This window comes from Corallococcus sp. AB030 (genome assembly GCF_003668965.1).
Taxonomy (GTDB): Bacteria; Myxococcota; Myxococcia; order Myxococcales; family Myxococcaceae; genus Corallococcus; species Corallococcus exiguus.
In genome coordinates this window covers 1-16,860 of sequence record NZ_RAWQ01000085.1, presented here as the reverse complement: position 1 = coordinate 16,860, position 16,860 = coordinate 1, and the positions used below count along the sequence as shown (strand labels likewise).

Annotated in this window: 14 protein-coding genes and 1 pseudogene; 7 read left to right on the top strand and 8 right to left on the bottom strand. The window is 69.2% G+C overall.

What is annotated here, in order from left to right:
- Positions 1-165: 165 nt before the first annotated feature.
- From D7Y15_RS20755 to cdiI, 3 genes are all read left to right on the top strand, one after another.
- On the top strand, positions 166-1,011 hold the full coding sequence (locus tag D7Y15_RS20755; protein WP_126934503.1) for a hypothetical protein: 846 nt from the start codon (positions 166-168) through the stop codon (positions 1,009-1,011).
- A 118-nt stretch (positions 1,012-1,129) separates the two neighbouring features.
- Positions 1,130-2,344 (top strand): hypothetical protein, encoded by a 1,215-nt coding sequence (locus D7Y15_RS20750; RefSeq protein WP_126934504.1) that lies wholly within the window; start codon positions 1,130-1,132, stop codon positions 2,342-2,344.
- Positions 2,345-2,396: 52 nt separating this feature from the next.
- Positions 2,397-2,747 carry a ribonuclease toxin immunity protein CdiI gene (gene cdiI, locus D7Y15_RS20745; RefSeq protein WP_120596691.1) on the top strand — a complete coding sequence of 117 codons (351 nt, stop codon included), beginning with the start codon at positions 2,397-2,399 and terminating at the stop codon, positions 2,745-2,747.
- Between the two features lie 48 nt (positions 2,748-2,795).
- On the opposite strand, the gene D7Y15_RS20740 is transcribed toward cdiI, so the two are convergent.
- From D7Y15_RS20740 to D7Y15_RS20730, 3 genes are read right to left on the bottom strand one after another with little or no spacing between them, the layout of a single operon-like run.
- A complete protein-coding gene (locus D7Y15_RS20740) occupies positions 2,796-5,063 on the bottom strand; it encodes a molybdopterin cofactor-binding domain-containing protein (RefSeq protein ID WP_121753686.1) in 2,268 nt (755 codons plus the stop codon).
- An 11-nt stretch (positions 5,064-5,074) separates the two neighbouring features.
- Entirely contained in the window at positions 5,075-5,536 is a 462-nt protein-coding gene (locus D7Y15_RS20735; RefSeq protein ID WP_120553579.1) for a (2Fe-2S)-binding protein, read from the bottom strand.
- On the bottom strand, positions 5,533-6,204 hold the full coding sequence (locus D7Y15_RS20730) for an Isoquinoline 1-oxidoreductase subunit (RefSeq protein ID WP_121753685.1): 672 nt from the start codon (positions 6,202-6,204) through the stop codon (positions 5,533-5,535). Before D7Y15_RS20730 ends, D7Y15_RS20735 begins: the two co-directional genes overlap by 4 nt.
- Before the next feature lie 352 nt (positions 6,205-6,556).
- On the opposite strand from D7Y15_RS20730, the gene D7Y15_RS20725 reads away from it, so the two are divergent.
- Positions 6,557-6,922: a hypothetical protein gene (locus D7Y15_RS20725; RefSeq protein WP_121753684.1), complete on the top strand. Its 366-nt coding sequence runs from the start codon at positions 6,557-6,559 to the stop codon at positions 6,920-6,922.
- Position 6,923: 1 nt separating this feature from the next.
- Here the strand turns inward: D7Y15_RS20725 and D7Y15_RS20720 are convergent, their stop codons facing one another.
- Positions 6,924-7,634, bottom strand: a complete 711-nt coding sequence (locus D7Y15_RS20720; protein ID WP_121753683.1) for a siderophore-interacting protein — start codon at positions 7,632-7,634, stop codon at positions 6,924-6,926.
- 194 nt (positions 7,635-7,828) lie between these two features.
- Here D7Y15_RS20720 and D7Y15_RS20715 point away from each other — a divergent pair, with 194 nt between their 5' ends.
- Complete coding sequence (locus D7Y15_RS20715) at positions 7,829-8,536, top strand: DUF6600 domain-containing protein (protein WP_199745957.1); 708 nt, start codon at positions 7,829-7,831, stop codon at positions 8,534-8,536.
- Here D7Y15_RS20715 and D7Y15_RS20710 read toward each other — a convergent pair.
- Both D7Y15_RS20710 and D7Y15_RS20705 read right to left on the bottom strand, forming a co-directional pair.
- On the bottom strand, positions 8,493-10,211 hold the full coding sequence (locus tag D7Y15_RS20710; protein WP_121753682.1) for a radical SAM protein: 1,719 nt from the start codon (positions 10,209-10,211) through the stop codon (positions 8,493-8,495). The two genes, D7Y15_RS20715 and D7Y15_RS20710, sit on opposite strands and share 44 nt — an antisense overlap.
- A 165-nt stretch (positions 10,212-10,376) precedes the next feature.
- A complete protein-coding gene (locus D7Y15_RS20705) occupies positions 10,377-12,794 on the bottom strand; it encodes a helicase-related protein (protein WP_121753681.1) in 2,418 nt (805 codons plus the stop codon).
- Positions 12,795-13,035: 241 nt separating this feature from the next.
- Between D7Y15_RS20705 and D7Y15_RS20700 the strand changes: the two genes are divergently transcribed.
- On the top strand, positions 13,036-13,512 hold the full coding sequence (locus D7Y15_RS20700; protein ID WP_158629080.1) for a bacterioferritin: 477 nt from the start codon (positions 13,036-13,038) through the stop codon (positions 13,510-13,512).
- A 60-nt stretch (positions 13,513-13,572) separates the two neighbouring features.
- On the opposite strand, the gene D7Y15_RS20695 is transcribed toward D7Y15_RS20700, so the two are convergent.
- Both D7Y15_RS20695 and D7Y15_RS20690 read right to left on the bottom strand, forming a co-directional pair.
- Positions 13,573-14,580: a fatty acid desaturase gene (locus D7Y15_RS20695; RefSeq protein WP_121753679.1), complete on the bottom strand. Its 1,008-nt coding sequence runs from the start codon at positions 14,578-14,580 to the stop codon at positions 13,573-13,575.
- A gap of 86 nt (positions 14,581-14,666) precedes the next feature.
- A complete protein-coding gene (locus D7Y15_RS20690; protein ID WP_120575773.1) occupies positions 14,667-15,494 on the bottom strand; it encodes a PPK2 family polyphosphate kinase in 828 nt (275 codons plus the stop codon).
- A 436-nt stretch (positions 15,495-15,930) separates the two neighbouring features.
- On the opposite strand from D7Y15_RS20690, the pseudogene D7Y15_RS20685 reads away from it, so the two are divergent.
- Positions 15,931-16,860: pseudogene (locus D7Y15_RS20685) on the top strand (OmpA family protein); the annotation flags it as partial.

Sequence of the window (16,860 nt, the reverse complement as noted above, 5' to 3'; positions counted from 1 at the left end):
GGGCACACGGGGACTTCTCTGGTCTCATGGCTCGGTCAAGAGGTTCCGCGTTGAGTATTCCTGGGTGGAGCGACCGGGAGTGCCACCGGATCTGGAACTCCTGACGGACGACAACAGATTCAATGCCATCTGTACCGAAGCGCCCCCTGCAACAGGAGTCCAACCATGAGCACCGTTCGACCTGCCCTGACACGAAAAGCTTTGTGCTGGCTGCTCCTCGCGCTGATGGGCGCCGGATGCGCGTCCACCGGGCATGGCGCCATGGCATCCCCTGCGGACATGCAAGAGGCCCCGCTCCTCTCCTCCTGGCCCGCGAGCCTCTGGTCCACGAAGTACAGCTTGTTCGACCAGACTCCTGACATCGCCATCCATGCATCAGGGGAGGTCATCTTCAAACAGCGGGCAGGTTGGGAGTCGCAGCCGCGCTTCTATCGCATCCTCCTGACACAGGAACAGCAAGCCGGCCTCAAGCAGCGGCTCAAGGCGCTTGAGTCCTTGAAGGGCTATTCCAACCCCGCCCACATCGTCTGCACTCCCGGCAAGGTCATCCGGTGGCAAAATGAGCGGGGAGTTCTTCAAGCGGTGGCGGTGGAGGGGCCCCTTGATTCGGCACACGCAGCGAACGTCAGGGCAAAGACTCCTCCTGAATTCCTGTCAGTCTATGACGAGATTATCAGACTCAAGGCGGAGAACGCCGTCCCCTACGAGCCTGAAAGCATCCGCGTGAGTTTCGTCCCAATACGCGAAGGCGTTGAGTATCCGATTCCCTGGGCCCCATCATGGGCCCCGCCGGTCCCAGAGTCCGCGGAGTTCGCGGACAAAGGATACCTGCGCGCGGACGTCTCGGGTCTTCGTTTCGAGGATCTCTACAACTGGATCGAGTCCCGTGTCGGCGAAAACGAGTACGTCACCTTCCAGGGCAAGGGCTATTACACTTTCATCGAGGATGTCGTTCCAGACCGTCAGGCAATGCGAACAACATTGCCGCCCGAAGGTTGCTCGCCTCGGTGATGGCGCGAAGCCAGCTCAGCGTTGGCTTTCACCGAGAGTGAGGCAGACTGCGATGCCCCCGTCACAGGAGAAAGCCCCCGTGCCGCAGTCGAAGCATGACGCAGTGAAGCCGCTCCGAATGCGCCTGATTCCAGGACTGCTCGTCCTGGCTCTCGTCGGATGCTCCAGTGAGAAGGAGCAGACCGACCCGGACGAGCAGGAACAGCCTCAGCAGGAGCAAGGCACCTGGACGCCCCTCCCCTCGGGCGGGCCTCTTGCCGCGCGGAGCCAGGTGGCGAGTGTCTTTGATGGCCAGAACGTCCTGCTCTGGGGCGGACGGGGCGGCTGCACCGCTGACGGATTCTGCGGCGACGGGGCCCGCTTCAATGTGGCGGCGAAGACGTGGACGCCCATGTCGACCCAGGGCGCGCTCTCCGCACGCTCGCTGCATACGGCGGTGTGGACCGGCGAGCGGATGATGGTCTGGGGCGGGCTTGGCTGCGGTGGCCCCGATGTTCCCTGTGGCGACGGCGCGACCTATGACCCCGCGAGCGACGCCTGGAGCCCCCCCATCAAGTCCGATTACGCGCCCGCTCCGCGCTGGGGACACACAGCCCTCTGGACCGGCACGCAGATGCTGGTGTGGGGCGGCAAGGATGCCCGAGCGCCGCGTGTGTTCAGGGATGGGGCCATCTACCACGCGAAGGAAGACCTCTGGACGACCATGAACTTCGTCAAAGCCCCTCCGAACCGCTATGCGCACTCCGCGGTGTGGATCGACGGCGTGATGTACGTCTGGGGCGGAAACGGTGGCAGCCTCTTCGACGTGGCCATGGCGGACGGCTCGATGTACGGCCCTCACGGGGACGGCTGGCTGGCGATGCCACCCGAAGAAGGGAGCCCCAAGGCCCGCTGGTCTCACACGGCGGTGTGGACCGGGTCGAGCATGATCATCTGGGGCGGGACCGGCTGTGGCGACGACCCCCAGCAGGATCCGCCGATCTACTGCGACAAGGGCGCCGCGTTCGATCCGGTGTACCGGGTGTGGTCAGCCATCTCCACCAAGGGCGCGCCCTCGCCGCGCATCGGGCACACCGCGGTGTGGACCGGTTCGAAGATGGTCATCTGGGGTGGCACCTCGCCGACCTGCGGCTCCGGCGGCGGCGTCTGCTCGGACGGCGCGGCCTACGACCCGGCCACGGACACGTGGGCACCGCTGCGCACCGAAGGCGCACCTTCCGCGCGAACCGGACACGTGAGCGTGTGGACGGGCAACGCCCTCTTCATCTGGGGAGGCATGGGGGCCAGCGGCTCGGATGCTCCCCTTTCGGATGGCGCCTTGTGGGTGCCGTGAGTGCGCGCTGAAGTATGATGTATCAGCAGGAGCCGGACTCGAGAGACCCGACATGCCCAGGTTGAGCCTTGTATCGGATCGGGATCGCCTTTTCCCGGTACAGGCGTTCTTCAACGCCATCAACGCTTCCGAATTCGTCGATACCTACCGGAACCTGCTGAACGGAATCGGCTATGGCTTTGAAGGAATTCTCTCATGCGAGTTCCCAGGAAGCCTTGACCCGTGGGAGGAACGGTTCGACGGGGTCCGGTTCTCCATTTACGAGGAGGAGGTCATCGTTGATTACAGCGTGTTCGTCCGGTTCGCATTGACCTGGGCGCAGGCCCACGTCAAGGCTTGGCCGGAAGACAAGGCTGAGCTCGAAGCGATCCTGAAGGACCTCCCAGGTTACTTGGGCCTCTAAGTGCGTACTGATGTTTGGTGCGGGCCGCAGGAAGACCGCACCCTCGGCTCACACCTTCACGGTCTTCACCAATGGCAGCTCACGCACGCGCGTCCCCGTGAGCGCGAACACCGCGTTGGCCAGGGCCGGGGCCACGGGGGGTACTCCGGGCTCTCCCACGCCTCCGGGACGGCCGTCGCTGGGGATGATGTCCACGTGGATGCGCTTGGGCGTCTCCGCGATGCGCGCCAGGCGGTAGTCGCGGAAGTTGCTCTCCACCACGGCGCCGTCCTTCATCGTGATGGCTCCGTAGAGCCCCAGGCTCAAGCCGAACACCACCGCGCCTTCCATCTGCGCCCGCACGCGCTCCATGTTCACGATGGTGCCCGCGTCGGCGACGATCCACGCCTCGTCCACGCGGATGCGCTCGTCCGCGTCCTTCACCACCGACACCACCACCGCCACGTACGTCAGGAAGCTGCGGTGCGCCGCCAGCCCCAGCGCCCTCCCCTCCCGCTTGCGCTCGTCCCAGCGAGACAGGCCCGTCACCCTTTCAATCACCCTGCGCAGCCGCGCCGTGTCCACCGGGTGCTCGTCCAGGGATTGGCCGTAGTTCGGAATCTTCGCCACGCCCAGGTCCTTGGGCGTCACGATGCGCGACGGCCCCAGCACCTCCAGCAACGTGTCTCGTGGATCCGTGCCGCGCTCGTGCGCCAGCTCGTCGATGAAACTCTGCACCGCGAACGCGTGGTAGATGTTCGCCACGGAGCGCAGCCAGCCGATGCGCGTGTGCGCCCGCGCCTCGCAGTTCTCCATCCGCACGTCGGGGATGGCCAGCGGCAGGTCCACGATGCCCTGCCCCATCTCTCCGTCACCCGCGAACGTCGCGTCTGAGAACGTGGAGCCGATGGGCGGGAACGCGATGCGCTGGTGCCACGCCACCACCTTGCCGTTCGCGTCCAGGCCGGCCTCCAGCCGCTGCGCGCTCGTGGAGTGGTAGTAGTCGTGGCGCACGTCGTCCTCGCGCGTCCACTGCAGGCGCACCGGCGCGCCCACCGCCTTCGCCACCAGCGCCGCCTCCACCACGTAGTCCGGCTTCGACTTGCGGCCGAACCCGCCGCCCAACAGCGTCACGTGGATGATCACCTTCGACGGGTCGAGGCCCAGCGCCTTCGCCACCTCGCTGCGCGCGGCCTGCGGGTTCTGCGTCGTGGCCCACACCTCGCAGGTGCCGTTCTCCACCTTCGCCACCGCCGCGGGCGGCTCCATGGGCGCGTGCGCCAGGTGCGGCGTGTTGTACGTGGCCTGCACCCGCTTCGCCGCCTTCGCCAGCGCTCCTTGCGCGTCGCCGACGTTGCGCACCACCTTGCCCGGCTTGCCAATCACCTCCAGCAGCTGCTCGCGGTACGCCTCCGAGTCGTAGACGGCGTTGTCCCCGCCCTCCCACGTCACGTCCAGCGCCGCGCGGCCCTTCATCGCCGCCCAGGTGTTGTCCGCCACCACCGCCAGGCCTCCCAGCGGCTGGAACAGGAAGGGCTTCGTCGCCGCCGGCAGCTCCACCACCTGCCGCACGCCCGGCACCGCCAGCGTCTTCGTCGCGTCGTAGCGGGCCACCTTGCCTCCCGCCACGGGCGGACGCGCGATGACCGCCGTGCGCATCCCCGGCAACACGACGTCCGCGCCGAACACCGCCCGGCCCGTCACGATGTCCGGCCCGTCCAGCAGCGGCAGCTCCTTGCCCAGGTGCTTGAGCTCGCTGCGCGGACGGAGCGTCACCGCGTCCTTCTTCGGCACCTTCAGCTTCGCCGCGTCACCGGCCAGCTCGCCGAACTTGAGCGTCCGCTGCGTGCCCTTGTGGAAGACGGCGTGGTCGCGCGCCTCGCACTCCGTGGGCGCTACCTTCCAGCGCTTCGCCGCCACCGCCACCAGCATCGTGCGCGCCGTCGCTCCCGCGTAGCGCAGGTCGTCGAAGATCTTCCGCACGCTGCTGGAGCCGTCCGTGTTCTGGTCTCCGTAGGCCTCGTCGCCGTCGCCCTGGACCACCTTCACGTGGGCCATGTCCGCGCCCAGCTCGTCCGCGATGAGCACCGGCAGCGAGCTGCGCACGCCCTGCCCCATCTCCGAGCGATGGCAGACGATGGTCACCACGCCGTCCGGCGCCACGTGCACGAAGACGTTGGCCCTGAGGCCCCCCGTGGGCACTTCCGGCAGCGCCGTGGGCATGGGCGCGGCGTGGGCCCTCGCGGGCAGGAACACCTCCAGCCCCAGGCCCGCGGCCACGAGTCCCATTCCTTCGAGCACGGAACGGCGCGATAGACGGATGCGAGTGTCTTGCATGGTGGCGGCCCTCACTCCGTCGGCAGTCCCGCCGCCTTCTTCACGGCGGTGCGGATGCGCGTGTACGTCCCGCAGCGGCAGAGGTTGCCCGCCAGCGATTGATCGATCTCCGCGTCGGTGGGCTTCGGCTTCTTCGCCAGCAGCGCCGCCGCCGTCATGATCTGCCCCGCCTGACAGAAGCCACACTGCGGCACCGCCAGGTCCACCCACGCCTTCTGCAACGGATGCGAGCCGTCCGGCGACAGGCCCTCGATGGTCATCACCTCGCGGCCGTCCGCGCGGCGCACCGGCGTCACGCACGAGCGCACCGCCGCGCCGTCGATGTGCACCACGCACGCGCCGCAGAGCGCCTGGCCGCAGCCGTACTTCGTGCCCGTCAACGTCAGCACGTCGCGCAGCGCCCAGAGCAGCGGCATCTCCGGATCCACGTCCAGCACGTGCTCGGTCCCATTCACTCGCAGACGGATGCTCACGGTCGGCTCTCCTCGCGCGGGCACTCCGCGCCGTCCTTCACCCACGCGGCCACCAGGGCCCCGAACTCCGCCTGCGTTCCCGGCGCCGGAACCCGGTCCGCCCCGGGCTTCCAGCCCCAGCCCACCAGCTCGTCATGCGCCGAGTGCTCAATCAATTCCGCCATACTCTTGCCGCCGTTGCGCGCCGGGTCCTTCAACTGTTCGCACAGCGCGCGCGGCGTGCGCCCCTCCCACGCCATCACCTTGGGCGCCACGTGCCACTTGGGCGCGCCGGGGATCCGCGCCAACTGCGCGTTGCGGTCCTGATGGCAGGAGGTGCACTCCAGGCCGGGCACGCCCTGGTCCTCGGGGCCCCGGACCACCGGCGGGTCGTGCACCTTGCCCTCTTCGCCCTGCAGCGGACTGTCGCCCGCGGGGTGGCAGTTGACGCAGCGGGGATGCAGCATGACCCGGCTCGCCTCCAGGAACAGCGCTTGCGAGCGCTCCTTCTTGTCGCCGATGCCCGCGAAGGCCTCCGGCGGCCGGAGCGCCTGTGGATTCGCGGGCGGCGGCACCACGGACGGATGCGCCGCGCGGCCTCCACATCCCGCGCTGATCAGGAGCGATAGCGACAGCGCCGCCGCCCCCGCGCCCAGCACGGCTCCCAGTGCCTTCGAGCGAAGATTCATCGTGCCCCGTCCATCCCTTCGGCCAGAGGTCGTCCGGCCTCACACGCAGCGTCGCGAGGCCGGACGGGCCATGCTGCCCCGGTCCCGCCCTCCGCGAGCCTGTCAAAATGCAGCATGGCCTGTGAAGGTTTTCTTCAGAACGGGGCCAACCCTGGGAGTGGGCGGGGTCATCACGCACCGTGAGGGACGGCGGCCTTCCTGAAGGCTTCGTGCCTGGGTGACACGGGCCGCGGGCGGGATTGACGGAATGTCTTTCGGGGCCGCTGGGGGTGCCGCGCAAGTGCGCGGAATCGCGTGCGCGGGGTGTTGGAACGCCATGTGTATTGGGAAGAACGCAAGGAGATAGCCCGCCATGCGCCAGAGCCCCGCGTCGTCCCTGTTCTCCCTCACCCGCCTCTTCGTCGAGCAGTGTGCCCGTTGGAGGCTGCGCGAGGAGGTCATCGCGTTCATCCTCGAGTTCGGCACCCCCGCCCGGGCGTGTGGTGCCACCCACCTCACCGTGCACGAGCGGGACCTGCCGGTCGCGCTGCGTGACTCGTCATTGGCGCGGCAGGCGCGGGGGTGGATCCTCATCCTCAATGACGAGGACCGGCTCCTCACCTGCTACCGCCGCCAGGACGCCTCGCGCTTCCTGCGGCAGAAGTCCAAGCGCCGTCCCGCGGGCGTGACCCGGGGCCGCGACGACTTCCTGCGCGGCCTCCAGTTCTCTCCGGCCTGAATCAGTCGAGCCCCGTCTTGCCCACCGCCCAGTAGGCCTTCACCTTCGACGTGGCGCGTTCGCCGTCGCCGCGCAGCCGCGAGCGCAGGGCCTGGATGGACTGCGCCCGGCCCGTCATCACCAGCGTCGCGCCGGGCTTCGTGCGCAGGGCTTCGCGCAGCCGTTCGTGGACTTGCGCCAGGTGCGCGTCGCCTGCCGTGCGCTCCACGTCCTGGCCCTCGAAGCCCAGCTCGCGCAGCGCGGGCGCGCAGTCCTCGCGGCGTGTCACCTCGAAGATGGGGGTGACGTCGCGCTTCGCTCCGGTGCGGAACGCGTGCGCCACCGCGAAGGACGTCTCGTCACCGAAGAGCACCACCGGCGCGTCGCCGGACTCCAGCGCCACCGAGCGCCGGGGACCGAAGAACCGCACCGTGTCCCCGGTGCGCACGTCGCGACCCCACTTCGCTCCCGGGCTGTCGCCGTGCAGGTACACGAGGAAGGCCGTGGCGCCGCGCGCTTCGTCCCACGACAGCGGCGTGTACGTGCGCATGCCCAGCCCTGGCAGGAACACCTGCACCTTGTCGCCGGGGCTCCATCCCTGCCCCCGCAGCGCGGGCCCTTCCCAGTCAATCTGTCGAAAGGCGCGCGAGACTTCGCGCACCTGGGTCACCTTCGCTTCGGTGAAGAGAAACCGGCCCAGCATGCTTCCGAGCATGGCCTTGGCGTTTGCCATTGGAGCCTCCGTTCAGGCGTTCATACGCCTCCTGCACGTGCACGGCTCGTGAAGTTGCGTGAAGGCGTCCTCACCTTGCAGGGCAGAGACCCCCACGAAAGGAACCGGACATGGGCCCCTGGCATCCCCGGGTGCGCTGGCTTCGGACCGGCGGCGCCACTGTCCTTGCCATCCTGGCAGGCGGAGGCTGTGCGATGGGCCCGGATGAATTCGGGCCGCAGGTGACGTCGAGCTCGACGCCCCTGGACAACCCCATGTCCCAGTTCCGGGAGGTACTGGCGCCCTACGGCACCTGGATGGACCTGCCGGACGTCGGCTGGGTCTGGCGGCCGGACCCGAACGAGGTAGGCGTGGGCTTCAACCCGTATTCCACCGCCGGCCGGTGGGTTTCCAGCGACTGGGGATGGACCTTCGAGAGCGATTGGAACTGGGGCTGGGCGCCGTTCCACTATGGCCGGTGGTTCACCACGCCGACGGAGGGTTGGCTGTGGTGGCCCGACAATGAGTGGGCTCCTGCCTGGGTGGACTGGCGTTGGGGCAATGGCTTCGTTGGCTGGCAGCCCCTCTCGCCTCCGGGCATCAGCACCGGGTTGAGGTGGACGTTCGTGAGCGCGAACAACTTCGTGCAGCCCGACGTGGAGTCGCATCTCCTTCCGGAGGCGCAGGTCCAGGACCTGATGCGGCAGACGCAGCCCGTGGGCGAGCACGTGGTGGCCCGCGAGGGGTACTGGAACCGGGGGCCCGAGCCCAGGGAGGTCGCACGGGTCACCGGGCAGGCGGTGCCGCTCGCGAAGCCGATGACGCCGCCCACGGGACATCCGCCGCGTGCATCGGCCACGAGCCCGGAAGGCGCTGCGCCTATGCAGGCTGGAGGAAGCGTCCGTCCACCAGATGGTCGATGACCTCGCGGGCGGAGTGCGGATCCAGCCTCTCCTTGGTGCCCAGCTGCGTCACCGCGCTGGAGACGGTGGTGGGCTTTTCGAAGGCGGCCAGGGCGGCGAGGAGGATGGCTCCGTCATCGCCCTGGGTCAGCGTGGGGTCGGTGAACCTTCGCGGGTTGACGGACGGTGCGCAGCTCAACGTGATTCCGTCCACCGAGCGCAGGACCGTCACCGGCTCCTTCGCCATCTTCGCGGGGGCCCGGTGGCTGCCCAGCCAGTCCCCCAGCGTGAAGCGCTCCGCCGAGGACGCGGTGTTCTTGAGCCGCGTGCGCCCGTGGAGGTCGACGTGCTTCCTCTCGTCCCGGTGCTTCCAGGCCAGCGCGTCCACCCGGTCCGAATTGCGCTGCACCGCCGCTTCCAGCTCCTTGTCCTTGAAGCGGATCATCGGCACGGACACGTCGCCGGGCTCGCGGCGCTCGAAGTAGCCGAGGAACTCCGCGAACGTCTTCGCCTCCGTCACCATGTCGAAGCGCGCGGGGTGCTCCGTGACGAGCGCCCCGGGCTGCGCCTCCAGCCGCTGGTAGCCCACCACGCAGTCCAGGCCGATGATGCGCTCCACCAGCCGCAGCTCCTCCGCCAGCCGCTCCCGGCTCGTGAACGGCAGGCCCCCGATGCCGGAGATTTCGACCTCCACGTTCGGATGGCGGCGGACGGACTCGATGACGTCCAATAGCTCGCGGTCCTTCGCGCAAGGCTTGAGCAGGCCCTTGGACATCTGCTCCAGCCGCTGCTGTTCGGAGAAGCAGCCGATGTCGATGACCATGTAGATGCGCTGGAAGGTCTCCGCCAACGCCGAGACCAGCTCCACGCGCGGCACGCCCCAGAGGAAGTACGTGCAGCAGTGGCGCGACAGGTCCACGCCCGCCCAGGTGCTCCCCAGGAACTCCGCGGTGCTGCCCGCGAAGTCGTAGCGCATCTGCCACGTCCGGCTGGCGATCTCCTGGTGATCCTTGCGCACGTTCTCCTCGGCGCGCAGGAACGGCTTCGCGCGTCCGAAGTCCGCCTTCTGGTTGCCTCGCGCCCCGCCGCAATAGAGGCAGTTCTCGCCGCAGCCCTTCCCTGGCGCGACCCAGCCGGAGAAGGAGTGTGCGTCCATCTGGCTGAGGAAGATCTCGTTGAAGTGCGAGTAGTAGACGTCCTGCGTGTTGGTCGAGCGCTGCACGTACGCCAGCGGCAACCGGCGGGGACGGCCGTCCGGCGTCCGCGTCACGACGTTGGGCGGGGCTTCTTCTCCGTTGCAGAGCGCCAGCAGGGGGACTTCCCCATCGCCCAGGATGACGTGGTCGATGCAGTCGTAGCCGCTCAATTCCTTCCACCAGTACGACGCGGAGTTGCCTCCCACGACGATGCGGATGGACGGGTCGATCTTCCGGATGGTCCGGGCGATGAGCAGCGCGCGGTCCACGTGGTGGAACCACTTGAGGCTGATGCCGATGAGCTTCGGGCGAACGCGGGCGATGAGGCGCTCGAAGGACTGCGTCACCTCCCCTGCGCTTTCGTCCCCATCCCACAGGCGCACGAAGGCTTCAATCCCGCCGCGCCGCAGGTAGCTCGCAAGGTAGAGGATGCCGCACGTGGCTTCGCCCGTTCCGGCACCGACGAGGAGGACTGGCGAGAGGGCACGACCACTGCTCATGGGACGACCACCGGACTGGGAGGGAGACGAAGGCCAGCGTATAGGCGAATCCGGGCAGGCCCCGCGTGGATTCGTCGCCTCCCCTCCTTCCAGGCCGCCGGCCTGCTCCCTGGACGGCCCCCCACTCCAGCAGTTCAGCGAGGTGCCGGAGCAGGACCCGGGGCTTCACGGGCGGTCGTTGAGTCGGCCCGAGCCTGCCGTCTCACGGCCGCGGACACCACTCGTATCCGGCGCTGTCGCCGACGGCTTTCGTCCCCGCCTGCGCCGCCGCTTCTTCGAGGCAGCACCCTGAGGCTGTCCGCCCAACGACCGCAGCACCTGCGCGCGGACGCCGCCCTCCAATCGCAGTTGTTGCATGAGCGCCTGCACCTGCTTCGCGCCCTGCGGGTTCCGCAATCCCTCTCCCAGCCGCTCGACGATGTCGATGCGCAGCGCCACCGGCCCGATGACCTCGTAGCCGAAGGCCCGCGCGCTCCGGCCGGCCAGCGCCGAGACATTCAGCGCCGGCTCCTGGGGGATGCCCTGCGGGGACGGCGCCTGCAGGAAGAGCGCCGTCAACATGGCCCGCCGATCCAGGGCCTGGGGCGACAGGGCCTGGGTGACGTAGAGGAACCGCTGGCCCTCGTGGACGCCCTGCGCCTTCAGCCGCTCCCGCGACTCCTCGTCCAGGAGCCGCCACTGCTCGCGCGCTTCGCCCTGGGAGATGACGCCCAGCCCTTCCGCCAGCTGGTAGGCCACGGCTCGCGTCGCGGGTGAGCGGCTCGCGCTCGTGAAGGACTCCGCGGGAAAGCCTCCCATGGCCTCCGTGACCAGGTCCCTCGCCAACGCCACCAACCGGCGCTCCAATCGCTGACGCGCGCCGCCCGTCCACACCTCCGGCTCCGCCAACGCCAGCTGCGGCGAGCGCCGGTCGCGCCCCCGCACCAGCCGGGCCAGCGGCTGCGCCTCGAAGGAGATTCGCCCCGTCGCGTCCACTTCAAAGGCATCGTGCGTCGCGTCCACCACGCGCTGGACGAACTGCTCCTCCGTCATCAACGCGCCTTCCGCGCCCGGAACCTCCGTCAACAGGAGCCCCAGCTTCGCGAAGGGATTGTCCGAGGCACCGGCCTGCGGCTGCGTGCTGGCCCTCACGAAGCGGCGCGCGCTCCTCCTCGCGGCCCGCTGCACGAAGCGCTCCACCAGCCGCTCATGCAGGGCGTCTCCCAGCGCGTCCTCGATGCGGCGCGTGCGCTCCTGCCAGTCTTCCGCGTCGTTCAGCCAGCCCGGACGATGGCTGATGTACGTCCAGATGCGGATGGCCGCGAGCCGGTCCATCAGCGTGTGGATGTCCCCGGAGGCATCGTCCAGCGGTGACACCTGCCGGCCCAGCCACGTCGGATCCAGCTTCCCGTCCCCGGCCGTCAGCTGGAGGAACGTCTCGCGCAGCAGCGCGACGTGCTGCCCGAAGAGCCCCTTGCGGAAGTCCGGGATCTGGCAGACCTGCCACAAGAGCTCCACGGATGCCTTGTCGGTGGTGAGCTCGCGGATGGCGGGCACCGCGGACAGGCCCTTGAGCGCGTCGAAGTCGTCCGCGCGCTCCACCCGGACGAAGGCGCTGTCGCGAGGCGCCCGCGACAATGAATCCAGCAGCGCCTCCGGGCTTGCGAAGTCGAGCGAGGAATTGCGCCAGACGAGGCTGCGCACCGCCGGAAAGCGGTGGGTTTCAATGGCGGAGACGATGCGCGGCGGCAGCTCCGGCAGCGTGTTCAGCGCGCCAAAGCTCCCGTCGTTGAGGTGGCGCCCCGCGCGGCCGGCGATCTGCGCCAGCTCGTCCGGATACAGGTCGCGCTGCTCGGCGCCGTCGTACTTGGAGAGCGTCGCGAAGGCCACGTGGTTGAGGTCCAGGTTCAACCCCATGCCAATGGCATCCGTGGCCACGAGGTACTGGACCTCGCCGGATTGATACATGGCCACCTGCGCGTTGCGCGTCCGCGGTGACAGCGCGCCCAGCACCACCGCCACCCCGCCCCGCAGACGGCGCAGCGCTTCGGCCAGTTCGTAGACGCGGTCCGCGGAGAACGCGACCACCGCCGAGCGCGGCGGCAGGCTCTTCAGCGAGCGGCGCCCGGCATAGCGCAGCTGCGACAGGCGCATGGCGCGCTTCGTGGACGCATGGGGAATCAGCGCCTGCACCATGGGCCGCATGGTGTCCGCGCCCAGGAACCAGGTCTCCTTGCGGCCGCGCGCGTGCAGCAGCCGGTCCGTGAAGACGTGCCCGCGCTCCCGGTGCGCGGCGAGCTGGATTTCATCCACCGCGAGGAAGTCCACCTCCCGGTCGGTCGGCATCGCCTCCACGGTGCAGATCCAATAGTCAGGCCGGGGCGGGATGCGCTTCTCCTCGCCCGTCATCAGCGCGACCCGGCCCTCGCCCACCTTCGCGGTCACCCGGTCGTAGACCTCACGGGCGAGCAGGCGGAGCGGCAACCCGATGATGCCGGAGTCGTGCTCGAGCATCCGTTCGATGGCGCGAAAGGTCTTCCCGGTGTTCGTGGGCCCCAGCTCCGCCACGACGACGGACGGCCGGCTGGATGGGCTCGAGCTCATTGGCGAAGACTAACCCCGAACCCCCTCCTCCGCCCTGGAGGCCGCAAGGGATGTTCGCGGACAACGTCCCTGCCCGCGCCCTGCGTGGAGGCAGGCGTCAGCGAAAGGCCCTTGCCAGATACAACGGGCCCCGGGGCGGGACGGACAGGCGCGGCGCTCCCGGCACGCGGGGGCAGATGGGATGGACGGCGCCGCCCGGGCCCCCCAGCTTCCGGACACGCAGCCGCCCGGGGGCAATGCCATGGCCGACACGCATTCGCAGCCGTCCGAGACCGACCCGGGGGAGCTGGGGGTCCGCATCACGCTGCTCAACGCCGCGCTGGCGACCAAGGTCGTCTGCGTGCGGCGCTACACGCGCCACGCCCTGCTGGCGGGAGGCGCGTGTCACGAGGCGATGAAGGCCGCGTTCGGCCTGCACGCTCGAGATGAACAGGACCACGCGCTCAGGCTCGCCGAGCGCATCCAGCAGCTGGGCGGCCGGCCGGATTTCAACCTTGGAGGGCTCATGTCCAGTGGTGACACCCAGGACGACGAAGGGCGGACGCTGGTGGAGCTGCTGCGCGAGAACCTGGAGGCGGAGCGCGTCGCCATCGCGTCGTACCGCGACCTCATCCCCTACTTCGCGGAACGCGATCCCACCACGCGGCGGCTGCTGGAGGAGCTCCTCGACGAAGAGGAGGCCCACGCCAACGCCCTGCACGCGCTGCTGAGGCCTTGAGACCCCGGCCCGGTGGGTTCCTCGGGCGGGTCCCGAACGGACCCGCCGGGCCGAGGATCCTCAGGCGCCCGGTGCCACCTGCACGTCGCGGTAGCGCACCATCCGCTTCAGCGACGGATCCCACAGGTTCAGCCGCAGGCACCCCACGATGTCCTTCAGCGTGAGCGTGGTGACGTGCGGCCCCTGGAGCTCCGGGATGGACGCCATCGCCTCCGGCAGCCGGTAGAACGGGATGCGCGGGTTGAGGTGGTGGACGTGGTGGTAGCCGATGTTGCCCGTGAACCACTCCATCACCGGCCCGAAGCGCATGTAGCTGCTGGCCTCCAGCGCCGCGTCCGCGTGGCTCCACGACGCCTCCGGCAGGATGGCCACCTCGTCGAAGTTGTGCTGCGCGTAGAACAGGTACGTGCCCAGCGCGTACGCGGCGAACAGCGGCCCCAGGAAGGCCGTGAGGTAGACGCCCAGGCCAAACCCATGCCAGACAGCCGCGGACAGGGCCACGTGCACGCCCAGCGCCAGCCCGGACGTCCAGTAGCGCTTCGGGTTCTTCACGAACGGCTGGAGGCACAGGCTGTAGAGGAACGCGGTGAAGTAGCCGAACAGCTGCGTCACCGGGTGGCGCTCCACCACGTAGCCCAGGCGCTGGGCGCCGGTGGCCTTGCGCCATTGCTCCGTGGTCCAGGTGGCGAAGGTGCCCGCCGAGTCCGCCGCGATGCGGGCGGTGTTGGCGTGGTGATGGTTGTGCGTGTCATTCCAGATGCGCGACGGGGTGAGCGTGAGCAGCCCCTGCACCTGGAAGAGCGCCTTGGCCCACCGGGACTTCGGCAGGAGCGCCCCGTGCATCGCGTCGTGGAAGAGGATGAAGCAGCGGATGAGCACCAGCGCTTCAATGAGGCCGCCCACGATGCGCAGGGGCCACCAGGGCGCGGCCACCGCCAGCACCACCGCGCCCACGAGCGCGGCGTAGGTGGAGCCGAGCGCCCAGAGGGAGCGCGCGGTGTCCTGGGCCGCGTAGGGACGCGTGCGGGCAATGAGGTCCTTGCTCGATGGCGACGCGGTTCGTTCCATGGGGACAGGGCTCCGGCGGTGCCCGCCCGGCGACACACCGGGACGGATGACCGCGAGCGTTGTCCCATCCCCATGTCACGGCCGGGTCAGCGCTTCTTACGCCAGGCGCGAAGCTCCGCTTTCTTCTGCTTGCCCACCTCGTCCAGCCGGGCCTGCCAGGTTTCACGGTAGGGGCGCAGGGCCTCCGCCACGGCGCGGGCCACCACCAGGTTGCGGTACCACTTGGCGTCCGAGGGCACCAGGTGCCAGGGCGCCTGCTCGGTGGACGTGAGGGCGAAGACATCCTCATAGGCGCGCGTGTAGTCCGCCCAGTGCTTGCGGTCCTCCCAGTCGCCCGCGGCGATCTTCCACGCCTTGCGCGGCTCCTCCTCGCGAGCCAGCAGCCGCTGCTCCTGCTCCTCCTGGCTGATGTGGAGGAAGAACTTGAGGATGATGGTGCCGTGCTCCCAGAGGAGGGTCTCGAAGTCGCGGATGTGCTGGTAGCGCGACTTCCAGAGCGCCTTGGGCACCAGGTTGTTCACCCGCGCCACGAGCACGTCCTCGTAGTGGGAGCGGTTGAAGATGGAGAACTCGCCCAGGCGCGGGGTCTTGCAGTGCACGCGCCAGAGGAAGTCGTGCTCCCGCTCCTCCGTGCTGGGCACACCAAAGGAGGTGACGCTCACCCCGCGCGGATTGAGGCTGCCCACCACGTGCTTGATGGTGCCGTCCTTGCCGGCGGTGTCGCGCCCCTGCAGGACGATGAGGACGGAGTTCATCTTCGCGCCCCACAGCAGGTCCTGGAGATCGAACAGCTCCTCGCCCAGCACGTCGAACTCCGTCTTGGCCACCTCCTTGTCCGTCTTCTTCGGCGGTCCCGTGGGGGTGCGCTCCAGCTTCACCTTCGCGCCCTGCTTGTCGTTGCGGATGATGTCCATGGTCCCCTTCGCTCCTGGTGTGAGCGCAAGCGTGCCCTGAGCGAAGGCGGATTCACACCGTTCCGAACCAGGACGGCGGCAGAACGTCCGAGTCGAACCTTTCAAGGAGCATCCGGCACAGGTGGTGGCGGCAGGACAGCGTGCCGCCTCCCTCTTGGGCCGGCAGGCTGTCCAGTTTCCAGATCCTGGTTCTTGAATCCAGACAAGACGCCCCGCCAGGTGCTCCGCGAGCCCCCCGAATCCAGTCACACTCCAGCAATGCGGCTGTTTCACTGCTTGCGATTGCCTCCGCGACAAGCGGCAAAACCAGGCTCAAGAGCTGCCCTGGCGGTCCAAACAAGTCTCCAGAAATCAATTCCTCACAAGTTCTCATCTTGCCCGTCCAGCTTTCGTTCCCCCCTGTCGCCAGCCCGACCCGCCACATCACGAGAGCCAGATGTTTCGAACTTCAATGCCCCTGCCGACCCGCCTTCGTCTGTTGTCCACCCTGGCCCTGCTGCCCTCCCTGGCCAGCGCCGCCTCGACCACTGCCCCTGCTTTCGACCTGGAGCGGCTGAGCCTCAACCCCACGTCGCGCGCCGCGCTCGGCACGGCGGCGGGCAGCCTGCGCGAGCCCGGTGAGCTGCGCCTGGCCCTGGCGGCGCACTACGAGCGCTCGCCGCTCACGCTCTACCGCGATGGAGAGCGGATGGACTCGCTCGTCGGGTCGCGCACGCAAGTGCAGCTGGCGGGCACCTATACGGTGAGCAAGCGGTTCGAGGTGGGCGCCATCCTCCCCCTCATGGCCCACCAGGGCACGCGCGGGTTCTCCAACGTGGGCATGACGTCCCCCTCGTCGTGGGGCCTGGGGACGCCGGTGTTGCAGGGCCGGCTGGGGCTCCTGGATGAGGCGTCCGCGCCGGTGTCGCTGGCGGCGGAGCTGGCGGTGGGCCTGCCCGTGGGCAACAAGGACGCGCTCCAGGGCAGCGGCGGCTGGGACGTGACGCCGCGCGTGTCCGCGGGCCGCACGGTGGGTCCGGTGGTGCTGGGCCTGGAGGCGGGCGTCCGGCTGCGCAACCGCACGGCGGTGGGTTCGAACGCGGTCGGCTCGGAGCTGCCCTGGGCGGCCACCGTGGCCACCACGGGCCACAAGCTGCGCGGCGAGCTGGGCCTGCGCTCCGCGGTCCCCCTGACGGACAGCCCCATGCCCATGGAGCTGCTGGCGGGAGGCCGCTACGCGCTGGGCTCCCGGATGGAGGTGTTCGCGCTGGGCGGCCCCGGCCTGGGCACCGCGCCGGGCACGCCCGCCTTCCGCGTGATGGCCGGCCTGTCGGTGTCCGCGCTCCAGGCGGTCCAGCCGGTGATGCGTCCCCGCATCGCGGAAGCC